At 51.2% G+C, this 23506-nt stretch carries 17 protein-coding genes; 8 read left to right on the top strand and 9 right to left on the bottom strand.

Annotation, left to right across the window (positions count from 1 at the left end):
- The first annotated feature begins 363 nt into the window (after positions 1 to 363).
- Complete coding sequence (locus EJN92_RS00645; protein WP_126126067.1) at positions 364 to 2538, top strand: cyanophycin synthetase; 2175 nt, start codon at positions 364 to 366, stop codon at positions 2536 to 2538.
- Positions 2539 to 2671: 133 nt separating this feature from the next.
- The gene (gene cphA / locus EJN92_RS00650; RefSeq protein WP_126126068.1) at positions 2672 to 5242 is read left to right on the top strand and encodes a cyanophycin synthetase; all 2571 of its coding nucleotides are present in this window, start codon (positions 2672 to 2674) and stop codon (positions 5240 to 5242) included.
- 81 nt (positions 5243 to 5323) lie between these two features.
- On the opposite strand, the gene EJN92_RS00655 is transcribed toward cphA, so the two are convergent.
- The 3 genes from EJN92_RS00655 to ftrA all read right to left on the bottom strand — a co-directional run bounded on the left by EJN92_RS00655 (position 5324) and on the right by ftrA (position 7992).
- Positions 5324 to 6268 (bottom strand): hypothetical protein, encoded by a 945-nt coding sequence (locus tag EJN92_RS00655; RefSeq protein ID WP_126126069.1) that lies wholly within the window; start codon positions 6266 to 6268, stop codon positions 5324 to 5326.
- Positions 6269 to 6382: 114 nt separating this feature from the next.
- Positions 6383 to 6865 (bottom strand): hypothetical protein, encoded by a 483-nt coding sequence (locus EJN92_RS00660; protein ID WP_126126070.1) that lies wholly within the window; start codon positions 6863 to 6865, stop codon positions 6383 to 6385.
- A 158-nt stretch (positions 6866 to 7023) separates the two neighbouring features.
- On the bottom strand, positions 7024 to 7992 hold the full coding sequence (gene ftrA, locus EJN92_RS00665; RefSeq protein ID WP_126126071.1) for a transcriptional regulator FtrA: 969 nt from the start codon (positions 7990 to 7992) through the stop codon (positions 7024 to 7026).
- 132 nt (positions 7993 to 8124) lie between these two features.
- On the opposite strand from ftrA, the gene EJN92_RS00670 reads away from it, so the two are divergent.
- The 4 genes from EJN92_RS00670 (at position 8125) to EJN92_RS00685 (ending at position 11502) form a co-directional block, all read left to right on the top strand.
- Positions 8125 to 8541 carry a rhodanese-like domain-containing protein gene (locus EJN92_RS00670; protein ID WP_126126072.1) on the top strand — a complete coding sequence of 139 codons (417 nt, stop codon included), beginning with the start codon at positions 8125 to 8127 and terminating at the stop codon, positions 8539 to 8541.
- 120 nt (positions 8542 to 8661) lie between these two features.
- Complete coding sequence (locus EJN92_RS21365; protein ID WP_157984283.1) at positions 8662 to 8895, top strand: hypothetical protein; 234 nt, start codon at positions 8662 to 8664, stop codon at positions 8893 to 8895.
- Positions 8896 to 9157: 262 nt separating this feature from the next.
- Positions 9158 to 10381, top strand: a complete 1224-nt coding sequence (locus tag EJN92_RS00680; RefSeq protein ID WP_126126074.1) for a tetratricopeptide repeat protein — start codon at positions 9158 to 9160, stop codon at positions 10379 to 10381.
- 26 nt (positions 10382 to 10407) lie between these two features.
- Positions 10408 to 11502: a HupE/UreJ family protein gene (locus tag EJN92_RS00685; protein WP_227869638.1), complete on the top strand. Its 1095-nt coding sequence runs from the start codon at positions 10408 to 10410 to the stop codon at positions 11500 to 11502.
- Positions 11503 to 11635: 133 nt separating this feature from the next.
- Here EJN92_RS00685 and EJN92_RS22050 read toward each other — a convergent pair whose 3' ends face one another.
- Positions 11636 to 15115, bottom strand: coding sequence for a bifunctional diguanylate cyclase/phosphodiesterase (locus EJN92_RS22050; RefSeq protein ID WP_126126076.1), 3480 nt, complete (start codon positions 15113 to 15115; stop codon positions 11636 to 11638).
- A gap of 391 nt (positions 15116 to 15506) precedes the next feature.
- Complete coding sequence (gene leuE, locus EJN92_RS00695; protein WP_126126077.1) at positions 15507 to 16163, bottom strand: leucine efflux protein LeuE; 657 nt, start codon at positions 16161 to 16163, stop codon at positions 15507 to 15509.
- Positions 16164 to 16721: 558 nt separating this feature from the next.
- On the opposite strand from leuE, the gene EJN92_RS00700 reads away from it, so the two are divergent.
- On the top strand, positions 16722 to 18713 hold the full coding sequence (locus tag EJN92_RS00700; RefSeq protein ID WP_170174841.1) for a methyl-accepting chemotaxis protein: 1992 nt from the start codon (positions 16722 to 16724) through the stop codon (positions 18711 to 18713).
- Entirely contained in the window at positions 18714 to 19505 is a 792-nt protein-coding gene (locus tag EJN92_RS00705) for a substrate-binding periplasmic protein (RefSeq protein ID WP_126126078.1), read from the top strand. It abuts the gene before it with no gap.
- 41 nt (positions 19506 to 19546) lie between these two features.
- On the opposite strand, the gene pbpC is transcribed toward EJN92_RS00705, so the two are convergent.
- The 4 genes from pbpC to EJN92_RS00725 form a co-directional block, all read right to left on the bottom strand.
- Positions 19547 to 21847 (bottom strand): penicillin-binding protein 1C, encoded by a 2301-nt coding sequence (gene pbpC, locus EJN92_RS00710; protein WP_126129689.1) that lies wholly within the window; start codon positions 21845 to 21847, stop codon positions 19547 to 19549.
- A 202-nt stretch (positions 21848 to 22049) separates the two neighbouring features.
- Positions 22050 to 22469: an ACT domain-containing protein gene (locus tag EJN92_RS00715; RefSeq protein ID WP_126126079.1), complete on the bottom strand. Its 420-nt coding sequence runs from the start codon at positions 22467 to 22469 to the stop codon at positions 22050 to 22052.
- A gap of 11 nt (positions 22470 to 22480) precedes the next feature.
- Positions 22481 to 22801 (bottom strand): quaternary ammonium compound efflux SMR transporter SugE, encoded by a 321-nt coding sequence (sugE, locus tag EJN92_RS00720; protein ID WP_126126080.1) that lies wholly within the window; start codon positions 22799 to 22801, stop codon positions 22481 to 22483.
- Between the two features lie 252 nt (positions 22802 to 23053).
- Positions 23054 to 23503 (bottom strand): DUF5063 domain-containing protein, encoded by a 450-nt coding sequence (locus tag EJN92_RS00725; protein ID WP_126126081.1) that lies wholly within the window; start codon positions 23501 to 23503, stop codon positions 23054 to 23056.
- Positions 23504 to 23506: the final 3 nt, after the last annotated feature.

Genomic DNA, 23506 nt, shown 5'->3' on the forward strand with positions numbered 1-23506 from the left:
ACATATTTAATAATTCAAATTACTCAAGTTAAAAACTTCAGTAAATCAATGCACCAAGGCATCGTAGTGTGTCACGAGAGTAGAAATTTACGGTATTCTATCGAAAGAAAAAAATCAGATCAAAATCTGCACGTAGGGAAGCGATGTTTTTTTCAAGCAAACGTGAGTATACCAGCAAGAGTTAAGGGTCTATTCTTAATTTTGCCTAGAGATCAACTGGGGATCTATTTGAGATATTGACACCTACATTGCCAAGAAAACAGCAATGCGATCACAAATAGTATTAAGAAATAATTATTCAACGCTTCTAAAAGATTGAACGGGTTTCGCATTAACGACACCCTGACATGAAAAACTAAATACATGACAACGAAGAAGAAAAACATAGAATTTCTCCGTGTAACACATTTACGCGGACCGAATATCTGGACCTACCGCCCTGTAATTGAAGCATGGTTAGATATAGGGGAGCTAGAAGATGCGCCCTCAAATACTCTGCCAGGATTTTATGATCGCATGCTTGCTGCGCTGCCAGGCTTGATTGAACATCGCTGCGGCGTCGGTGAGCGTGGCGGTTTTCTAGAGCGAGTGCGCGAAGGTACTTGGGCTGGTCACATACTCGAACATGTGGTCCTAGAGTTGCAAAACCTGGCTGGCATGCGTACCGGTTTTGGGCAGACGCGCTCGACCAACACCGTTGGTGTGTACAAAATGGCCTTTCGCACTCGTCAGGAACAGGTTGGACGCGCCGCCTTGCTGGCAGGCCGCGATCTATTGATGGCCTTGATCAATGATCAACCCTACGATCTAGAGGCGAAAGTCACAGAACTTCATGAATTAGTCGATGATCTTTGTCTAGGCCCCAGCACCGCGCACATCGTTGATGCGGCTACCGAACGTAAAATCCCCTTCATTCGTTTGACTGAAGGAAACCTGGTACAACTAGGCCATGGCGCAGCCCAAAGAAGGATCTGGACTGCCGAGACCGATAGTACCAGTGCGATCGCCGAAAGCATTGCTAGTGACAAGGATTTGACCAAAACTTTATTGCAGTCTTGCGGCGTACCTGTGCCAGAAGGTAGCCTAGTTAAAAGTGCGGAAGAAGCATGGGAAGAAGCTCAAGACATCGGTCTGCCAGTGGTGGTAAAACCTTATGATGGCAATCATGGTCGCGGGGTTTCACTCAATCTGATGACAGAAGCCGACGTAGTCGCGGCATATCATCTTGCAGCCCGTAAAGGCGACAGCAAAAGCGTTATCGTTGAACGTTTTGTCACCGGTAACGAACATCGGCTTTTAGTCGTAGGCAAGCATGTCGTTGCGGCTGCCAAAGGCGAAGCACTGTGGGTGATAGGAAATGGCACCTCGAATATTATCGAATTGGTCGATGAGCAAATCAATACAGATCCGCGACGCGGCACCAATGAAGATTCGCCATTAAACGCAATCGCACCGCAACACGGAGCTGAACACATACTGGAACTGGAACGTCAAGGCTTAACCGCGTACTCCATACCCTTAGATGGTCAAAAGGTATTAATCCAGCCAAATGGCAATGTCGCTTTTGACGTCACAGATGAAGTGCATCCAGAAGTGGCGCGTGCCGCCGCATTAGCTGCCCGCATTGTTGGCCTCGATATAGCCGGCGTCGATCTGGTAGCGGACGACATTTCCCGCCCACTGGAAGAACAACGTGGCGCCATCATTGAAGTCAATGCCAGTCCTGGTTTACTGGCGCATTTAAAACCTGCAGAAGGCATGCCACGCCCTATCGGTACCGCCATCATAGCCAATCTGTTTGCCGCCAATGAAAGTGGTCGCATTCCTATTGTCGGGGTCGCTGGCAGTCAAGGCACAAGTCTGATTGCGCGTCTGATCGCCTGCATACTCAGCGTCAGCGGCAAGCACACTGGCGTCGCCTCTAGCCAGGGTCTGTTTTTGGATAGTCGCCATGTAGTGAAAACGAATTGCGCCAATTGGGATGCCAGCCAACGTCTGTTACTGAATCGCTCCGTGCAGGCGGCAGTATTTGAAACCAATCCGCGCATGATACTGAGCGACGGCTTGGCGTACGATAAATGTAAGGTCGGAGTGGTCACCGACATCAGTAGCAGTACAGAACTGGCTGAATTTTACGTCACCGATACCGAACAAATGTTTAAGATTTTGCGCACCCAAATCGACGTGGTATTACCAGATGGCGTCGCCGTACTGAATGCGGGAATCCCGCAAGTAGCTGAAATGGCAGAGCTATGCGATGGATCTGTGATTTTTTACGGGCTAGACGCAGCATTAGCGCCGATCGTCAGCCATCGCAGCAAGGGTAAGCGGGCGGTGTTTCTAAAAGATAGCAACATTATCTTAGCTAGCGGCAACGAAGAACTAGTTTTGATGTCATTGTCCTCACTCAAGCCAAGCAAAGCGCAGCAGCCTGAAAGCATTATGGCTGCCGTTGCCGCTGCTTGGGCCTTAGAGATTTCACCAGAATTAATAGGTGCAGGATTGAGAACTTTCGATTCCGCAACAAAAAACAGCTAACTATTAATTCACGAAGGAAGATGTAAATTGTGGCTTTAAAGCCCCCCGAAAAAAATAAGTACGACTGGGTTCAATTTACATCATTTCTTGTACACTTTTTTGGCAACAACGCCAGCTGATAGGATAAAGGTTTATGGAAGTATCACGTATACGGGCTCTGCGTGGCCCAAATCTCTGGAGTCATCACACTGCAATCGAAACGATAGTCAGTTGCACTCCTGCGGAATGCTCTATCGCCGACTTGCCCGATCTTGAAACTCGCCTACGTGCCCGTTTTCCGGAAATTGGTCCTTTGCAAACGACTGGCCATGATGAACCCGTCGCGATGGCCCATGTACTCGAATTAGCGGCACTGGGCCTGCAAGCCCAAGCCGGTTGCCCGGTGACGTTTAGTCGGACTACTCAAACATTAGAGACTGGCGTATTCCAGGTCGTCGCTGAATATTCAGAAGAGGCAGTCGGTCGTCTGGCCTTGGAATTCGCTGAAGCTCTCTGCCTTTCAGCCTTAAATGACACGCCTTTTGATTTAGGCGAAGCGCTCACTCAGTTACGCGATCTGGACGAAGATGTGCGCTTGGGTCCTTCGACTGGCTCCATAGTACAAGCGGCAGTAGCGCGCAATATCCCGTATCGCCGTCTCACAAATGGGTCTCTGGTTTTATTTGGATGGGGCAGCCGTCAGCGAAAAATTCAGGCGGCAGAAATGGATGGCACCAGCGCCATCGCCGAGGCCATAGCACAAGACAAAGAACTCACTAAACGCCTGCTTGATGCTGCAGGCGTACCGGTGCCACTAGGTCGTACCGCCGTTGATATGGACGATGCATGGGCGATCGCCTGTGAAATCGGCCTGCCAGTAGTGGTCAAACCCAAGGATGGCAATCAGGGCAAAGGCGTCACCGTCAACGTCACGACGCGCGAGCAACTCGATGCAGGCTATATCGCTGCATCTGAATTTCGCGATGATATTTTGGTGGAGCGCTACCTGCCCGGCAACGATTTCCGCCTACTGGTAATCGGTAACAAATTGATTGCGGCAGCGCGCAGAGATCCACCGCAGGTGGTCGGCGACGGCACGCATTCAGTACGCGAATTAGTCGAACAAGTAAATAAAGATCCCCGCCGCGGAACTGGTCACGCGACTTCTTTGACCAAAATTCGATTTGACGATATCGCCCTGGCCAGCCTGGCAAAACAAGGCTATCTGGCAGATACAGTTCCGCCTAAAGGTAAGCGCGTTATTTTACGCAATAACGCCAACTTATCGACTGGAGGCTCCGCCACCGATGTCACTGACGATGTACATCCAGACATCGCCGCCAGTGCAGTCGCTGCCGCCCAGATGATAGGACTGGACATTTGCGGGGTCGACTTGGTTTGCGATAGCGTACTCAAACCTATAGAAGACCAAAATGGTGGCATCGTTGAGGTTAACGCGGCACCTGGCCTGCGTATGCATTTATCTCCTTCATTTGGCAAAGGACGACCAGTCGGTGAAGCAATCGTCGCTGCCATGTTTGCCGACGGCGATGATGGTCGCATCCCAGTAGTGGCAGTCACTGGCACCAACGGCAAGACCACCACGGTACGCCTGATCGCCCATCTATTAACGACTAGCGGTCTACGCACCGGCATGACTAATACCGACGGCGTCTACATAGAAGGCCGACGCATCGATACTGGAGACTGCAGCGGACCGCGTAGCGCCCGCAACGTCTTACTTCATCCCGATGTAGACGCCGCAGTATTTGAAACAGCACGTGGTGGTATCTTGCGCGAAGGTCTGGCGTTTGATCGCTGCCAGGTGGCTGTCATCACGAACATAGGCTCAGGCGATCACCTCGGTCTAAACTACATCACCACGGTAGAAGATCTGGCTGTGCTAAAACGTGTGATAGTACAAAACGTCGCCGACAGTGGCGTCGCAGTTTTAAATGCGGCCGATCCTATCATCGCAAAAATGGCCCACAACTGCACCGGCACTGTCACCTTCTTTGCAGCAGATAGCCAAAATCCCGTATTGGCACGCCACAAGGCACAAGGCAATCGCGTTGTGTATGTTGACGGCTCCAGTTTGATTGCCTATGAAGGCGCTGAAATGCAAAAAATCGCTCTATCAGGGATACCGATTACCCGCAATGGTGCCATCGGCTTCCAGGTTGAAAATGTCATGGCCTCAGTGGCAGCTGCCTGGGGTGTAGGCATCACATGGGATGCGATACGCACAGGACTCAAAACCTTTGCCAATGAAAGCGACAACGCACCTGGCCGTTTTAATGTATTTGACTATCGTGGCGCAACTCTCATCGCTGATTACGGGCACAATCCGGATGCCATTTTAGCTTTGGTGCAAGCGGTTGAAAGTATGCCTGCCAATCGTCGCTCAGTGGTTATCAGTGGTGCGGGGGATAGACGAGATCAGGACATCCGCCAACAAACTGAGATACTCGGCGCGGCCTTTGACGAAGTAATACTGTACCAGGATCAATGCCAAAGAGGTCGCGCAGACGGTGAAGTGGTTGCCTTACTCAGAACCGGGTTGGCCAATGCCAGCCGCACCAAAGAGATCAAAGAAATCAATGGGGAATTTATCGCCATAGACACTGCATTGGCAAGCTTGTCTGAAGGGGATTTATGCCTGATACTGATTGATCAAGTAGAAGAAGCGCTGGCACATATTGCCAAGCGCATTGCAGAAGCCTAAGATTACATTCACACGAGTATCGAAATAAAAAATGCCAGAGAAATCTGGCATTTTTTATTTCATGATTAATATCTCAAAAGCTCATGATGGCGTTGCCGCCGTGTTTGCCACAATATCAGGCGCAGCAGGTTTGGTCTCGAGCTTCGCGTTGTTTTGCTTGGCATCGTCGATATAGGCATCGTTGATTTTTTTAGCTTGCAGGCTCGGGGCTTTCAACAAATCCAGCAAACGTAGTGTTAAATTGCCACTGCGTGGTGTCTGATTACTTGCTCCCGTTGCAGGTAACTGGAACGCCACCTGCAGCTTACCATCATCGAGTAAACTAAACAGATCTTGAATACTTCCGGGGAAATGCGCCCTCAAATTTTGCGGTGCTTGCGATGTTAAGTCGGCAGCAGTTGGCGGAGTCGCGACCAGAGCCTGACTGCCATCGGTATGATGGTGTTGATGAGCTTGTGCGTGTTCATTTGCAGGCGTGCCCGCATCATGGTTAAGCCTAGGATTATCGCCATTATTGCTCGAACTTGAGGTACTCAGCCCCGCCATTGCCTGATAATGTACCTCTACCTCAAAATTATAAACATGCCCATCGGCCGTCGTGATCTGCCCCTTACCGATAAAATCGGAGGCTTCTTGTACGCTCATAGCGGTTGCATCACGACTACCGCCAGGGCCACCACTATGTTGGACGCTGGCGGAGAAACCAGCCATGGTCGAAATGCTGGCGCTATCGAACGAAATCTTCATACCTTTAGCCGCATCCCCAAACAATTGCTTGGCAAAGTTGTTGACCAGACTTTGCGCCATATCGATGGTGGCTATCCCAAGATCATTGGCACGCCTGGCAAGTTCGACTCCCGTATCTGACAAATTGACCATATCATTGTTAGATGCGGGTGCTTGCGATGCCAACTTGGCTGGACGGTTTTGTGCAGACGGCTTAGCCGCAGCTAACCCATCGGTCATTTTTTGCGGCAAATTTTGCGGCAAAAAATGGCTGCTCGCGAGCGAAGAAAGTGTGTTCATGATGATCCACCAAAGTAGCTAGGTAGATCAGGTATCGACCAAGTTACGCAGATCTTGAGCCCACAACTGAAAACACAATTGCCCGAAATCAAGAGCAAATAAGCAGGTGTCACTTTAGTTTTTTTCCGGCGTTGGTAAATTGCGAGTTGCATACTCCAGATGCCAAGCCGCGCGCTGCTGCGCTTGCTCTGAAGTATTCACAATTTCCAGAGGATAGCCGTGCACCTCATACAAAGCCTGCCATTTTGGTAGCATGATACGGTAACCCTCGATCTCCTCGGGTAGATACCAGATATTCATTACTTCTTTCGGAAAATGTGCCCGCCCCTTTTGCAGCACTTGTCCGTAGGCGGCAAGCGCATCGGGCGAAGTCATCATGCTCAGACTCCAGTTAGATACAGTTACGAAAGGTGTGTCCGGTGTCCAATGGCTCAATAATGCGGCTACGGTGCGCGCGAAAGCCTTGATCACTTCGAGATTAAATGGACCGGCAATTTCATAGTAAATGATGGAGTCTTCACGCCTTATCGAGATACTGCCATGCGGTGCAAATTGACTGCTGGCATGTTCGTTGGTGTGGAGTTTTTTATTCTTCATACAGCCCTCAAAAACCTCGGATTAGCTGAGCTTACTAACACTCCCCATCCAAATTTTTACCTTAATAATTGAAGCTAAACCCATCGTTCAAAAAATCCCGACAAGTCCCGTTCATTGGCCTGTTCCAATACTGCCTGAAAATCGCGACTACTTGCAATTCAGAATGCTCCCGCAAAACGACGGCGGTATGCCGCTGGGCTACTAGCAACATGCCGACGAAAATGTCGCCTGAACGACTCCTCAGAGCCAAAACCTGCCAACTCGGCCACTTTAGAGAGTGCTGGCTCTGCTGACTCCAATAAATCCTTGGCGATCGCGATACGCTCTCGTATCAACCACTCGATTGGGCCCATGCCGGTGGCCTCTTGAAACTGTCTTTGCATAGTTCTGACACTCATATTCGCCTGCTGCGCCATGCTCTTAATGCTGTACCGCAAAGCTGGTTGCGCACGCACACTATCAATCAGCATACTCAAACGCCCACGTTCATCATGAGCCATAGGGCGCGGCAAAAACTGTGCCTGACCACCTTCCCGATGCGGCGCCGCCACCAGTCGCTGCGCCACCTGATTGCCTACCTTGGCACCATAATCCCTACGTACCAGATGCAGCAACATATCCAGACCAGCGGCCGAACCGGCAGAAGTAATGATCTGACCAGCGTCTACGTATAAATTTTCTGCTTCCACAATAATTTTAGGATAACGCTGCGCCAGACGTGCAGCATAACGCCAATGTGTGGTCACACGCTTTCCGTCGAGCACCCCGGCGGCGGCTAGCACAAACACACCGGAACAAATGCTGCACAGGCGTGCCCCACGCAAGTAGGCAGCGCGTATTTGTTCTAGCAGCGCGGCCGGCGGCAACTCGTCGGCATCGCGCCATCCGGGGATAACAATGGTATCAGCCTGCTCTAACAACTCTAGCGAATATGGCGCAGACACGGTGATACCACCGGCGGCCCGAATCACTCCAGACTCTGCTGCACAAACTGCAAACCTATACCAGTTCACACCTAACTCCGGTCTATCCAACGCAAACAACTCCACCGTACAGCCAAATTCAAAGGTGCAGAGTTGGTCGTAAGCCAAAGCAACTACCAGGTGTTGATCTTTATCGTTCTCCATGGCGTGATCTTACCGTAGATTGACGTAGCCGCCACTTACTTCAAACGTAGGCTGAGCAGATAATCTCTACAAGCCGGAGAAAAACCTCAGCCCACAGTAACAAGTCAATTTAATCATGCCAAGGAAATACCCATGTCACTTATTACAGAAATTGCTGCAGCCGCCAGCCCTCGCGCCCTCGCCCATTTTGAAGCCATGCTGGAATTTGAAACCGATTGCTGGGACGTCAACGACGCCATCAGCTCAGGTACACAAGATTTCGTTTTATTTGACGTCAGAAGCGCCGAGAAATTTGCGCAAGGCCATGTGCCCGGTGCAGTGCACCTGCCGCGCGGAAAAATGATCGCATCAAAATTGGCGAAGTACTCCGCAGATACTCTCTTCGTGACCTATTGCGCCGGTCCGCATTGCAATGGCGCAGCGCGTGCCGCCATCGTATTGGCGCGCCAAGGGCGACCGGTAAAAACCATGCCGGGCGGAATTACAGGATGGATAGACGAGGGTTTCGCATTAGACGGCACTGACATTTTCCAAGCAGTCCTTGCATAGAGTTACGTCATCACAACTAAGTAACGCAGCCAATAAAACGGCTGGGCTTCAAAAAGCACAAACGACAGACGAAAAAAAAGCAGGAATACCTGCTTTTTTCAATTGCGCATAAGAACTTACTTGGAAGCTTCCGCAGCGGATGCAGATGCCTCTTTCTTATGTTTTGATTTTTTCTTCTCGGGTGTTGATGCCGCCATAGAGGCAGCGGCAGGCTCGGATGCGGACGCCATAGAAGCAGCGGATGCCTTGGCCGAGGCTGCTGGTGCAGGCGAATGGGAAGCTGCGAATGCGGAAATCGCGAACAAGCTGGCAACTAAAGCAGTAATTATTTTTTTCATTTTCGTACCCCTGTAATTTGAACTGATTTGAACTTATTTGAACTGTTAAACAAAACGATTTTGATTCACATGAATCTGTATCCTTAACGGAGGCAGACTAAGGATGGTTGACCAGATCCCAGCTAAGAGTAGGAAATTTTCTTTGAACAAGCAATGTTCCTTTTTTTAATGCTGTTCAATTACTACACTTTTAGACAATTAACGTGTTACCTTGACTATTATTTTCCATGTTCAACTATTGATGACGTGCACTCGACTTTTCGTCCATTTAGACTTCCATGAGATCATTCCCCCCTCAAGCTGATCATCCTTTCATCAAACTGTACTCAAGCGGCTTGATTGCCCTGAGTCTGATACTTTGCTGGGCGCCACCAGTTTGCGCCACCGCATACACCCCGGCATCAGATTTAAGCGTCTTAGAACGACTGCCTTTCAAACCGAATGACCCGCTTGCGCGCGAATTATCGACTTTACGAACAGCCTTAAGAAAGCAGCCAGACAATCTGATCGTAGCCGTTGAATTAGCGCGCCGCTATTATGAAATGGTTGGAGAACAAGGCGACCCACGTTATTTGGGATATGCACAGGCTGCGCTCACGCCTTGGTGGAATATGCCAGACGCGCCAATCGAAGTTCAAGTGTTACGCGCTGGTCTGGCGCAGTTTCGCCACGACTTCCCTGCAGCGATTACTTATCTAGGCAAGGTTTTAGAACGTGACCCGCAGCACCAGCAAGCACGCATCTTGCGCGCCATCATACAAATCGTACAGGCTCGCTACGATTTAGCCAGAGACGATTGTCAGTTTTTAAAAACTGACAGCAAAGATCTGATAGGCATAGGCTGTCTAGCGATGGTCGATGGTTTAACAGGAAAAGCGGGGCCAGCGTATGCGACTCTACAATTAGCCTTGATACACACAAAAATACTCAGCAGCGAGCACAAACTATGGGTACTGACCCGATTAGCCGAATTGAGCCTACGGCTAGGAAAAATTGAAACTAGCGAGCGCCACTTCCAGCAAGCGCTAACACTTGGTGTGGCTGATACCTTTTTACTCGCGGCCTACGCTGATTTTTTGTTAGATCAAAAACGTCCAGCCGAAGTCGTGACGCTATTAAAAGACAAGACCCGCTCCGATACCTTGCTATTGCGACTGGCATTTGCTGAGCGCGACTTGCAGCTAAGCAACGCTACAGAACGAGAAGCGACGCTCGCTGCGCGTTATCTGGCAGCCCAATTGCGTGGCGATACCGTACATCAACAAGAAGAAGCCAGGTTTGCCTTGCGAGTTCAAGCCGATCCAGTTAAGGCCTTAGCACTCGCCAAAGAAAACTGGAAAGTGCAACGAGAACCGCGCGACGCTCGCATCTTCCTAGAAGCAGCGCTGGCATCAAAAAATTCAAACGCGGCAATTGCAGTATTAGACTGGCTGGAAAGTAGTCACATTGAAGATCCTTATTTGCGTAGTTTAGAACGCCAAGTGAAGGTCGCGCAAAAATGAGGCGCCTATTCATTTTTTTCTTAGGTATGTTTTTCGCATTCAGCGCCGCCGCTCACAAACCCAGCGACAGCTATCTAAGCCTCAGCATCAAGGATCAACAGATTGATGGGCGCTGGGATATCGCCTTGCGCGACTTGGATTTTGCGCTAGGTCTTGATGCCAACGCGGACGCCGAAATCACCTGGGGAGAATTGCGCGCAAAACATGCCGAAATCAGCGCCTATGCCTTGGCGCGTTTGCAATTATCCACACAAGGAAAAATCTGTTCTACCCAAGTGATACAACATTTGGTGGATGATCATACCGATGGTGCCTATGCCGTACTGCGCTTTAAGGCGGTATGTAGCGCACCACTGGATACACTGCAACTGCACTACCAATTATTTTTCGATCTTGATCCTCAGCACAAAGGTCTACTGCGCTTAAATTGTCAAGAGCAAGTCAATACCGCCATTTTCAGTCCCGAAAAAGCTCGGCAAGATTTCAATTTAAAGCAAGTGAGCAAGTTCACGCAATTTCTCGATTACGCGCGTGAAGGGGTTTGGCATATCTGGATAGGCTTTGATCACATCTTATTTTTACTCGCCCTCTTATTGCCTGCCGTGGTGGTCCGCCAAGAAAAGAAATGGCTGGCGGTAAGTGCTTTCCAACCGGCTTTCTGGTCGGTACTCAAAATTGTTACGGCATTTACCCTAGCCCACTCTATCACCTTGACATTGGCAACGCTGGGCTTGATTAGCCTGCCTTCACGCTGGGTAGAAGCGATCATCGCTGCTTCCGTGGTAGTGGCGGCCTTGAATAATATTTATCCGCTCTTTCGAGAGCGACGCTGGCTCATGGCTTTCGTTTTTGGTCTGATTCATGGCTTTGGTTTTGCCAGCGTATTGAGCGATTTAGGCTTGCCGCAGAGCACGCTGGGCTTGGCACTACTGGGTTTTAATCTTGGTGTGGAACTCGGCCAACTGGCGATAGTCGGGATTTTTCTGCCTAGCGCTTTTAGCCTGCGCCATACATGGTTTTATCGACGCTTTATTTTACTAGGCGGCTCGATCTCGATTGCCCTACTAGCCATGATCTGGTTGATCGAACGCGCCTTCGATATAAAACTTTTAGGCTTTTAAACTCACGATCACTTCGCCGCGCTATGCCTAGATCCCAAAATATGCCCCAAATAAGCCCAAATAAACCAGATGCGAGCAGCTTGCCAAGCTAAATGCTGTCTTCCAACTATCTCAAAGCTAATTCAAAACGAATTCAAATCGACTGCACCAAGTGTTCGAAGTCGCGCAGCGGCACAGGTCGGCTAAACAAAAAACCTTGATAGGCATGACAACCATGGCTACTCAAAAAATCTCTCTGCTCTGCCGTTTCTACCCCTTCGGCGATGACCGCCAGCCCCAGGCTTTGGCCCAAGGCAATGATAGTACGCGCGATTGCGGCATCATTCGGATCGATCAACACATCACGCACGAAGGATTGATCTATCTTTAGCTGATCCAAGGGTAAGCGTTTCAGGTAGGCCAAAGATGAGTAACCGGTACCAAAGTCATCCAAAGAGAAACACAGTCCTTTGGATTTGAGTGCAAACATTTTCTCTATCACCTCACCGACATTCTCGACCAGCAGACTTTCGGTTAATTCCAACTTAAGACGTTCTGGATTGGCGCCGCTATTGCGAATCACGGCAAGCACTTGTGCGACAAAATCAGATTTACGGAACTGATGCGCGCTCACATTGACGGCAACACTCAGATGCGCCATTGCAGGCTGTTTAGCCCACAGCGCTAATTGCCGGCATGCGCTCTCCAGTACCCATAGGCCGATAGGAATGATCAAGCCAGTTTCTTCGGCTGCCGGAATAAATTCGGCGGGCGAAATCATGCCCCTATCGGGATGCTGCCAGCGCAGCAAAACTTCAGCGCCAGTAATCCGCCCTGCTTCGGCGATCTGCGCCTGATAATGCAAAAGAAATTGCTGATTCTGCACCGCCAGACGCAGATCGGCATCGAGTTCAGCACGTTTTTTTACGCTTGCTTCCATACTAGGATCGAAGAACCTAAAGGTATTCCGCCCGGCCGCCTTGGCGCGGTACATAGACATATCGGCTTGTTTGAGTAAATTATCGGTGCTGCTTAGATTTCCCTTGAAAAGGGTAATCCCCACGCTGGCAGTACTGTGATGCGCCACACTTCCCAGCGTGTAACTACTGCCCACCGTGGTAATGATTTTTTCAGCGACCGCCTCAGCCCCAGCGATGGCCTCAAGCTCATTCTTGTTCAGATTGGCCAGTACCACCACAAATTCGTCACCGCCCAAGCGCGCTACTGTGTCACCCTCGCGTACACATTGCGTCAGGCGCGGCGCCACTTGCTTGAGTAGGGCATCGCCAATGTCATGTCCCATATTGTCGTTGAGCGACTTAAAATTATCCAAATCAATGAAGAGGATGGCGCCATATTGCTCACTACGACTACTCGATGAGAGCGCTTGTTTGAGTCTATCGTTCAAGAGTGTACGATTCGGCAATCCGGTCAGTTGATCATAAAAAGCCAGTTCATTAATTTTTTCTTCCGACTTTTTTCTCTCCGTAATATCGGTGGCAAAGGCAAGGATGCATCGCTTGCCATCTAAAGTCATGATTTCGCCGGAGATACTGACTTGCCGTTGCTCACCACTTTTGCAATTCCAAACTGTCTCGTAGTTCATCAAGCGACCGCGGGCATCCAGACCTGTGATCCAAGGCTGACGTACCGCCTCACTCGCCCACAAACCGACCTCCACCGAAGTTTTACCGATCAAATCAGCCGAGCTCCAGCCAAAATCGCGTTCATAGTTGGCATTGACCTCGATGAAGCGGCCCTCGTCTGCGCTGGCGATCGAAGCGGCCATAGGCGCCGAGGTAAAGGCAGTGGCAAACCTTTGCTCAGAGAGCCGCAAGTTCATTTCGTTCGACTTACGTTCGGTAATGTCACGGGTAATTCCGTGAAAGCCAGTCAACTTCCCTTGCGCATTGCGATCAGGGCGCGTCAAAATTTCGGTCCAGATCAAACGCCCATCTTTACACCGCTGCTGCACTTCAAAGGTAGTGGAAGTAGTTGGCTTATCGCGCTGATCAGGGCTGCGTTTTTCCTTTAATTTTCTGGCGACGATGGCCACGCCTTCGTCTGTCAGCATTTCCGAAAAATGATGCCCCACCACCTCACTGGCATGATAGCCACGCATTCTTTCATCGGCCGGACTGATATAGGTAAATAGATTGTTGATGTCTTGCCGCCACACCACGTCCGAGGCATCCTCCGCCAGCAAACGAAAATGTGCCTCGCTCTCGCGCAAATTTTCCGCTGCCTGACTACGTTCGATCGCGATGCTGACCAAATGAGCGGCCTGTTCGATCAGGAAAATATCCCGCGTCGATGGGCTATGCGCGACCCGCTGATAAATCGCAAAAGTTCCTAGCACTTGCCCTTGTGAAGCGCGTATAGGTTGTGACCAACAAGCAGCCAAACCGGCGCTGGCGGCAAGTTCTTTAAATTCGGTCCAATAAGGATGGCTTTGTATGTCCTCGACCACCACGCGCTCGCCGATGAAAGCGGCAGTTCCGCACGAACCGACACCTAGGCCGATTGCCACGCCATCGAGCGCCCGGTTGTAAAAGTCAGGCAAACTCGGTGCCACGCCCTTACCTAGATGTAGACCATCCTTGTCTAGCAGCAGAATACTGCATAGCATTTCGGGATTGAATTCTTGCATGCCAAGCACCACCGCTTCCAGCATTTCTGGTAATGCGACACTGCTACTCATCACTTCCAAGACCCGACTACGGAAATGTTCAAAATCTTTCGCCTGCTTGCTCTCTTCTTCAATTTTTCGCAGTTCATTTTGGGTCGTCGCCACCAGCCCGAGCACACTCCCCTCCATGCCATTGGCGAGTAGTATCGGTTTAGAAAAATCGCCATGACCCAGCCGCTTGAGATGCTCGTGCAAGGCATCCAAACTACCGCCTAAAGTTACGTGCAAGGCGACGCCTACGCGTCTGAGCATCAGCAAAAATAAAATAGCCAGGGCGCAAAATATAATGCGGATCGCATTTGCAAAGGCTTCGGCCGTCTGTACCGCAGCTAAAGTGCGCTGGTCCATCAGGGTATAAAAGCGATTAATCGGCTGCATGATGCTAGCCTTGGCGCGTATGTACTCAAGATCGAAAAGCATAGCCCTAGCTTCCTGATGAGGGGCATCAGATACAGCGCCACCGGACTCGATCAGGCGCATCGCCTTTAACTCAGTCAGCGCCAAACTGTCGGAATTGGCCTTGGCGTTTGCCAGTAGTTGCGTTTCTTGCTCGGACAGACCAAGTTCGCGCATTAAGTCTAACAGCGCAACCGCTGCACCACTTCCGTTCTCAGGCGTTTGACCAGCCAGCACCAGATCCCAATACACGTTTTCGTAGCCCAAAGGGCGGGCTAACTGTCCGTCACGGATAGACAATATTTTTTGATAATAGTCTTTGTAAGCGTGCTCGCCAGTAATCACATATGAGCGCGCCATACCAGTGAGGTCATCAGAGCTTTGGCGCAACTCATCAGCCAGCAAAAAAGACCGATGGCGCAACTCGTTGGCGTGGTCTATCTTCTTTTCGACGTACACATAGATGCCGAAAACAATGGCCACGAGAATGAACACCAAGCCGGCCCGCCACACTTCGCGCGCATACAGGGACGATTCCGTATTTCTCATTGACCCAGCTCTCTCTCGGTAAAGGACTTGCCACGCAGCAAGAGCGCCAAGCTCACTAAGGCGGTCAGGTAAGGACGCCAGCGATGACGCGCGCTATCTAGCAGTATAGATGGATCATGCTGGAGTGCGCATGATTTACTTATAAACAACCAGCAAACAACAGGCGCACGCCCGATTCGCGTAGCCAACTTCAGAGCTATACTCGCAATTAGATATTTAAATCGGCATGGCCCAACGCGCATATCCGGTGCGGGTTTCCAGCCAGACCAGGCTACAAGCCGCGCCGGATATGCGCGTGCGGGCAGGCAGTAAAATTACTCAGACAGGCGACTCGGCAAACCCCGCGTACTAAACTTGCCGCCAATAGGGATAATGTGGGAATACCCGGTTTTCAATGCAGGCTGGCCGCTGCCAACTTGGCACCGAACCAGATAAACAAGCCACCTACCCCGCTGGAAAGACTGGCAGAAAGGCGCTTACGCTTGCTGAAACCCTGAGCCAGACGCGCCCCTAGAAAAATCAAAGCCGACAGATAAGTAAAGCTAAACACCAACACCACGGCGCTTAAGATCAAAAAAGGCACTGCCGGAGTCGGATAAAGTGGATCGATAAACTGCACAAAAAACGACAATAGGAACAAGATCGCCTTGGGATTGAGCAGGCTAATGAAAAGCGCGCGTTTAAAAGGATTTTGCATATTTTCAGCAACTGCCGTGGTCTCGGGCACAGTCTCGGCGCCGCTGCGCCATTTTTGTATGGCAGCCCAGATCAGGTTAACACCCAACCAGGCCAGATAGCCAGCCCCTGCGTACTTCACCACCATAAACAAGGCTGGGTAAGTGCGCAGCAAACTCGCCGCACCTAAGGCGGTCAACATCAGCAAGACTGTATCGCCAACAAACACACCCAAAGCGCCCTGATAACCAGCCCGCACACCACGTGCAGTGGCGACCGCCAGCACATACAAAGAATTTGGCCCAGGTAAAAGAATAATGCCCAAGGCACCCAGGACATAGGTCCAAAGATCGGTAACGCCGTAAAAACTCATAGTCTATCCAATGTAAATAAGTAAAGCCTGCGGCACAGTTGGCTGTTTGCAACGCCTGCAGCGATGAATAAATCGCCAGCCGCGCATTATCCCATAATCTCTGTGTTGGTATTTTGACGCCAGCAATCCCAAAGTAGACCTTGGGAACTTCTAAAAACACTTTAATCGGGATGCAGCGCAAGGCGCAAACCGGAGCAATACGTCGGTATTGCGAGGATTTGCAACGCAGCGATGCGCCCGAGTATGGGTTTTTTAGAAGTTCCCCCTAGCCCAGCGCGCATATTCCATGCAGGTTTCAAGCCAGAATGGCCTGTAAGCCGCATAGAATATGCGTGTGCGGCCAGGCATTAAAAATTTTCAGAGAGAGTGCCTATTTTTGCTCATAAGTTGGCGCTAAAGTGGTGAGCTATAAACTGCGCGCAATTGCAATGGCACTTGTGATAATGTCTTTATTCGGCAATACTTAGACTGCGCCCTGTATTTATTAGCCTGTCGTGCGCATAGAGCCATTTAATTTCTCGCGAGTTTAAATTCGAAGTGCAACAGGAGATTCAGATTATGTTATCCACACTACGCCGGCGCTTGATCGCCATTTGCGTCAGTATCGTGGTTTTGGCGATGATTGCCGTGGTCGGGGCTAATTTCATCACCACCCGCAGCCACACTTTAGAATCACTCAATGCGCAGATGGCGCAGTTGTCGCAGAGCTATTCTGCAGAAATCGCGGTCTGGATACAGGCTAAAAAGCTAGTGGTAGGCTCGATCAGACAAGCCGCAGATGCGGCCGATCCTTTGCCAGCACTCAAGGCCGCCGAACAAGCAGGCGGCTTTGATCAAACCTATCTCGGTTACCCAGATAAACGCGCGGTATTTTCTCAAGTGCGGGTACGCAAACCCGATTACGACCCGACTGTACGCCCCTGGTACGTGAAGGCCTCGCAAACCAGCGGTGCAATTGTGACCTCGCCCTACATCGGTGCCAGCAATGGCAAACTACAAGTGACGGTAGCAGAAGCGGCCGGTGCCACCGGTAGCACCACCGCAGTGGCAGGTGGCGATGTACTGATAGACACTCTGGTAAAAACCGTGGTGGAGATCAAACCTAGTCCAAGTAGCTTTGCGTTTCTGCTCGATAGCAAGGGCATCATCATTGCCCACCCAGACCAAAAACTCACCTTAAAACCGGTCTCAGACTTAAGCCCCAACGTGTCGATAGAATTGTTGACCTCCACCGAAAAATCCAAACTCAGCGCCGCAGTGCAATTAGCTGGGCGCGATGGCTTGCTGTTTGTCAGCAAAATTGAAGGTACCGATTGGTTACTGGCCATCGTTTTAGATAAAGCCGAAGCGACGCAGGCTCTCAGCACCATGTTGACGGTCTCGGCCGTGACTGCGCTGATCGTGAGCGGTTTAGCCGCCCTGCTGCTGGCAGCTCTGATTGCGCGTGCCTTGCAAAGACTTGCTACCGTGCGTGACGCAATGCAAGAAATTGCCACTGGCGACGGCGACTTAACCCGCAGACTCGATGCCGAAGGCGTCGACGAGCTAGCGCAGATAGCCTCAGCGTTTAACCTCTTTGTCGATAAGATCGCCAAGGTCCTGATGGAGATACGCGGCGCCAGCGAATCGGTCAAGGTCGCCACCTCGGAAATCGCAGCGGGCAATGCCGACCTCTCGTCACGCACCGAAGCACAAGCCGGCTCGCTGGAAGAAACCGCCAGCTCTATGGAAGAGCTGACCTCTACCGTCAAGCAAAACGCCGACAATGCGCGCCAGGCGAATCAACTCTCTTTATCGGCCTCGTCGGTCGCTGTCAAAGGCGGCGACGTGGTGGCGCAAGTAGTCGAAACCATGGGCTCGATCAAGGGCAGCTCTAGCAAGATGTTCGATATTATTAGTGTCATTGATGGCATCGCATTTCAGACCAATATCCTGGCCTTAAATGCGGCGGTAGAAGCGGCACGCGCCGGTGAACAGGGGCGCGGTTTTGCCGTGGTGGCCTCTGAAGTGCGCAATCTGGCGCAACGCTCAGCTGGTGCCGCGAAAGAGATCAAGACCCTGATCGTCGATTCGGTAGAAAAAGTCGATCTGGGTGGCAAGCTGGTCGATGATGCCGGCCACACCATGGGCGAAATCGTCAACTCGATCAAGCAAGTAGCCGACATCATGAGCGAAATCACCGCCGCCAGCCAGGAGCAAAGTTCGGGCATAGAAGAGATCAATACCGCTATCACCCATATGGATGAAATGACCCAGCAAAACGCAGCCTTGGTAGAACAAGCTGCAGCGGCTGCCGAGAGCTTGCAAGAACAGGCGGAAGCCTTATCGGCCACGGTCGCCACCTTCAAACTCGATCATGCTGATGCTGCGATGGCCAGTAAGCCGCGTGCTGCCACCACAGCCCCCGCAAAACCCGCGACAAAACCTGCGCCAGCCAAGTTCAATAATGCACCGAGAAAACTCAACAATAGCAGTGCCAATGCTGCCGCCAATTCTGCAGCCAGTTCGAGCAGCAAAGCGAAAAGTGATGGTGACTGGGAAGAATTTTAATTGATCAATTTTGCGAAAAACTTAGGCTCAGCTAGCTGTGTTGCGATTTTATTTTGTTTAGCCAGCCAGGCCTATGCGGTTGAGAAAGTCGAGCTATACGGCGATAGCGCCTATCCACCGTATAGCTTTGTCGAAGATGGTCAATTCAAAGGTCTGTACATAGACATACTGCAGGCAGCCGCCAAACGACTGCTTGCAGACTATGCGATAGAGCTGATCCCCGTGCCCTGGAAGCGCGGTCTCGCCTATATGGAAAGCGGGCGCGGCTTGGCGCTGTTCCCGCCGGGTTTAAAAAAGGAACGCGATTATATTGCGCCCTATTCTGTGCCCTTGTTTCGCGAAACCGTAGTGGTGTTTTGCAACGAGGAAGTGATGCAGTCGCACCCCAAGCGCTTCCCCGAGGATTTTATCGGTCGTATCATGGGCGTCAACGCCGGCTTTCTCTTATCGGAGCGACTCACACAGGCCGCCAAGGCTGGCCAAATTGAAATAGATCCGGCCCCAAATAATGACTCCAATCTCAAGAAGCTGGCAATCAAACGCATAGATTGTTATGTCAGCGACCGCGGCGCCGCGCTCTACTCGGCCAAACAATTACGCAGCAAGGATGGCAATTTCACTCTGGAATTACAAGAAGCGGCAATCTTATCTGGCGAAAATACCTACCTCGGTTACAGCCGCCACTACCAGGCGCCGTACAAACAAGACTTTATCAAAAAAATGGATGCGACCCTCACCGACATGAAGAGCAAGGGCGAGATCGACAAGATCATCAAGGCCTATTTCAATTAATCAGCCCAGCGCCAGTCCGCAATTGAGCACTTCTCGTAGATTCACTTACGCTTAGTCTTCGGCGCTGCGGCACTCACTGTCGTACTCACTGTCGTACTCAATACCGCCCCGCGCACTTCAAACTTCACCTGATCTAGCAGCTTGCCCTGGCTATCAACTAGCTGTAGCACATGCTTACCTGGCCACGGCATCCAATCTATGCTCAGCGCAGTCTGGCTAGCCTGGTTTGCTGTACTGGCCTTGGCTGGCGCTTTGCCATCGAGCAGCCACGCAGCCTGCTTGACGCCTTGCGCAGCAAAACGTATGCGCTGACGCTCGGGCGGGATATCCGGATCTAGCGCCACCAGCATGCCTGCGGTGGGATACGCAATCAGCGGCCGGATTTGATCGGGATGCGCGATGCCAATCAGGCTTTGCTCGGTACCGGCTAAAAAGTATTCAGTACGCGCCGCTTCCAAAGCGCCCTCGTAGACGATCGCTTGAGCCAGCACGCCTGCGGGAAGCTGCATGGGGCTAGTGGCGGCGGGATTAGATTTGGCAGCGAGCTTATTGTCTAGCTTATTGGCCACCGAATTTGCCAGCTTATGTTGATGCAGGTAGTGCATGACTTCTTGCCAGATCGGTGCCGCACCGGTGACGCCAGAGACATCCCACATCGGTGCGCCCGAGGCATTGCCGACCCAGACCCCGACGGTATAACGCTCAGAATAGCCGACACACCAGTTGTCGCGCATGTCTTTTGAGGTGCCAGTTTTTACCGCAGCCCAGATGCGGGTGGCCAAGGCACTCTCCAGTCCGAAGGTGGTGGCGCGCGCTGCTCTATCGGACAAAATATCGCTGATAATAAAGGCAGCGCCAGCATCCATCACCACGATAGGCTTGACTGCTAACGGATCTTTATCGCTAATGCGTGGGCTAGTGTAACGCCCTTGATTAGCTAAAGTGCGGTAAGCATTGGTCAAGGCCAGCAGGCTGACATCGGCGCTGCCTAGCGCCAGGCTGTAGCCGTAATAATCGCCCGATTCGCGCAGGCCAAAACCGAGTTGCTGCAAGCGCCGGAAAAACAATTCTGGCGTGACCGTGACCAGAGTGCGCACCGCCGGAATATTTAAGGATGAGGCGAGCGCAGTACGCACACTAACCAAGCCCTTAAAATGCTTGTCATAGTTTTGCGGAATATACAGACCCGATGCGGTCGGCAAATTCACCGCTGCATCATCGAGGATAGAAGCGGCGGTCAGGAATTTTTTCTCTAGCGCCAGTTCATACAGAAAAGGTTTTAAGGTCGAACCAGCCTGACGCAAAGCCTGCACCCCATCGACTTGCCCGGCATCCGACAAGGCCCCGCTAGAGCCTACCCAAGTGAGCACATCGCCGCTCTGATTATCGATCACCAGCACCGCACCGTCTTCCACATTTCTATCCACCAGCGCCGACAAGTGACGCACCAGGGCATCGCGCGCAAAGGCTTGGCTAGCACCGTCTAGGGTGGATCGAATTACCGTTACAGAAGGATACGCAGCAAACAATTTGCGCGCCAGATGCGGGGCTAATTGCGGCCCGCTGATAGTGCGCGCCACATCTGATTTAGCCGTCAGGCGGGCAAAATACTGGGTACTCTGCCCTTCTAAATTCGCGCAAAATTGCGGCAAACCTTGCTCTTTCAAACTGGCACAGGCGCGCTCCGCCACCTTGGCGACGCTGGCATTGGGCCCGCGTATCAGGGCCACCGCAATCGCCGCCTCTATCTTATCGAGCCCGCTAGGGTGTTTATCAAACATCACGCGCGACAAGGCGTGTACGCCCACCAGCTCGCCCTTAAACGCCACCAGATTCAGATAGGCTTCCAGAATTTGATCCTTGCGCCAGCTTTGCTCCAGCCACTGCGCCACCAGCGCCTGCGTGATCTTTTGGCTGGCAGTGCGCGCCGTGGCTTTACGCCGTAAATCTTCCTCCAGCAAACCGGCCAACTGCATGGTAATGGTAGAAGCGCCACGGGTTTTTTTATTCCACAGGTTACCCCAGGCCGCGCCCGCTACCGCGTTCCAGTCGACCCCGCCATGCTGGTAAAAGCGTTTGTCTTCCGAAGCGATCAAAGCCATGCGCAAGGCCGGCGAGACATCCTCCAGCCTGACCCAGGCCAGCTTGCGCTCTTTGGGATTGATGCGCTGCTGATGAATCACGACTCCATTGCGGTCAAGCAAAACCGCATCGGAAGACTGGTAGGCTAGCTGCACCTCTTTAAAGCTAGGGATCGCCAGCGCGCTGCTATGCCAGCTAGCCAATACGAAAACAGCGACGGCCAATCTACGCGGTAACGTCAGTAAAAAATTCAAGTACATAGTTTGTGCATTGATGAAAACTTTCAAATCGATCACGCAGTATCCATGCGGGTTTCAAGACATTTCTGGCTTGGAAGGCGCATGGATACTGCGCGAGGCATTTGGGAACTTCTAAATCTGAGTAATGATAGGTAACATCGTTCACAACATCGTTCGTACTATGTTCGCGATATGGATGAGTCCTTACATTGACAAAAACGGTTCAACATCTGCGCGCCCTATTTTGCAAAGCGAGGAGTTCATTCATCGCTTGTTGCGCACTTTCTAGCGGCACGAAGAGATGATCGTGGTAAGCACCAGCCACCACATTACAACTGATACCAGCATCCCCCAAAGCGGTGGCGAAGGCGGCAGTTAAACCGACGGCCTGCAGATCTGAGTGCACCGTCAAGGTAATCCAGGCACAGAAAAAAAGTGGCTGCAGCCCGTAACGTTGCGCATCCTGCTCTGCCATGATGACGGACAGGCCTTCCGGCTCATGGATAGACGCCACGATCAGAGCGGGATCTAGCACTTGGTATACTTGATCCCGCGCTATCGAGGCAAACACAAACACGCCGGGATTAAGCACAGGCTGCATGCTTTTGAGGAGTTGATTCAGATCAGAGATGGGCTGCGTCATACAGATTATTCCTAGGCTGCGGTCGTCATTTTCAAGCCTATGATGCCGATCACGATCAGACCCAGACTCAGCATTCGACCGAGATTGGCGGCCTCGCCGAACAAGGCTATGCCGAGTAGTGCAGTGCCGACCGCGCCGACACCCACCCACACCGCGTAGGCAGTGCCTACCGGCAGCGACTTCATGGCGATGCTCAGCAACACGATGCTAATTTGCATCGCCACCAAAGTGATGACACTAGGCCACAGACGCGTAAAGCCCTCGGTGTATTTAAGCCCTATGGCCCAGACAATTTCAAATAGCCCCGCGATGATTAAGATTAGCCAATTCATAAAAAACTCCAAAATGTCGGGGCCGTCCCCGCGATGAAGAAGAGCGCCGGGGTCGTCCCCAGCGCGGGTGTTGAAATACCAAAACCGTTTGCGCAGTATCCATGCGGCTTACAGGGTGTTTTAGGCTGGTGAGGCGCATGGATACTGCGTGATCGTTTTGTGGTTTTGTAGATTGGGCTAGCGCCGCAGCAAGCCAACAACCCTTTAAATAATGGTTGATATGCTGGGTTTTAAAGCCCAGCCTACCCACGATCACTGTTCAACTTCAAGGCAATGAACATAGAACTGAAGGCTGCGCATATGCGCTCTCCAATGCATATTGAAACTTTCCAACAAATGCCAGCTTGCCATATCCTCAGATTCATTTTGATACGACCAATAGATTTTTTTCAAATCATCGATTATGTCGGTTACGTCATCTATTGCATCACCAACATTTACCTTACTTTGCCCAATGTTTATTGTGACGTTCTCAGCAACGTTGTAATAACCCCAGCGGGGAAATGCTCGCTGTGCTGCTCGCCGAATAGCTGGATAATCGTTCTCTGGAATTTCCTTGCCAACGGGCGGATCGCTAGGTTTTATTTCTGTTATTTGCCAAGCAAGTTGATCTAACAAAGACAAAAATTTATCGTCCTTAAAAACTATATCGTTTCTCATCACAAGTTCTATGAGTTCATCTATTGTTTGCCAAATCGTCATATG

This window comes from Undibacterium parvum, assembly GCF_003955735.1.
Classification (GTDB): domain Bacteria; phylum Pseudomonadota; class Gammaproteobacteria; order Burkholderiales; family Burkholderiaceae_D; genus Undibacterium; species Undibacterium parvum.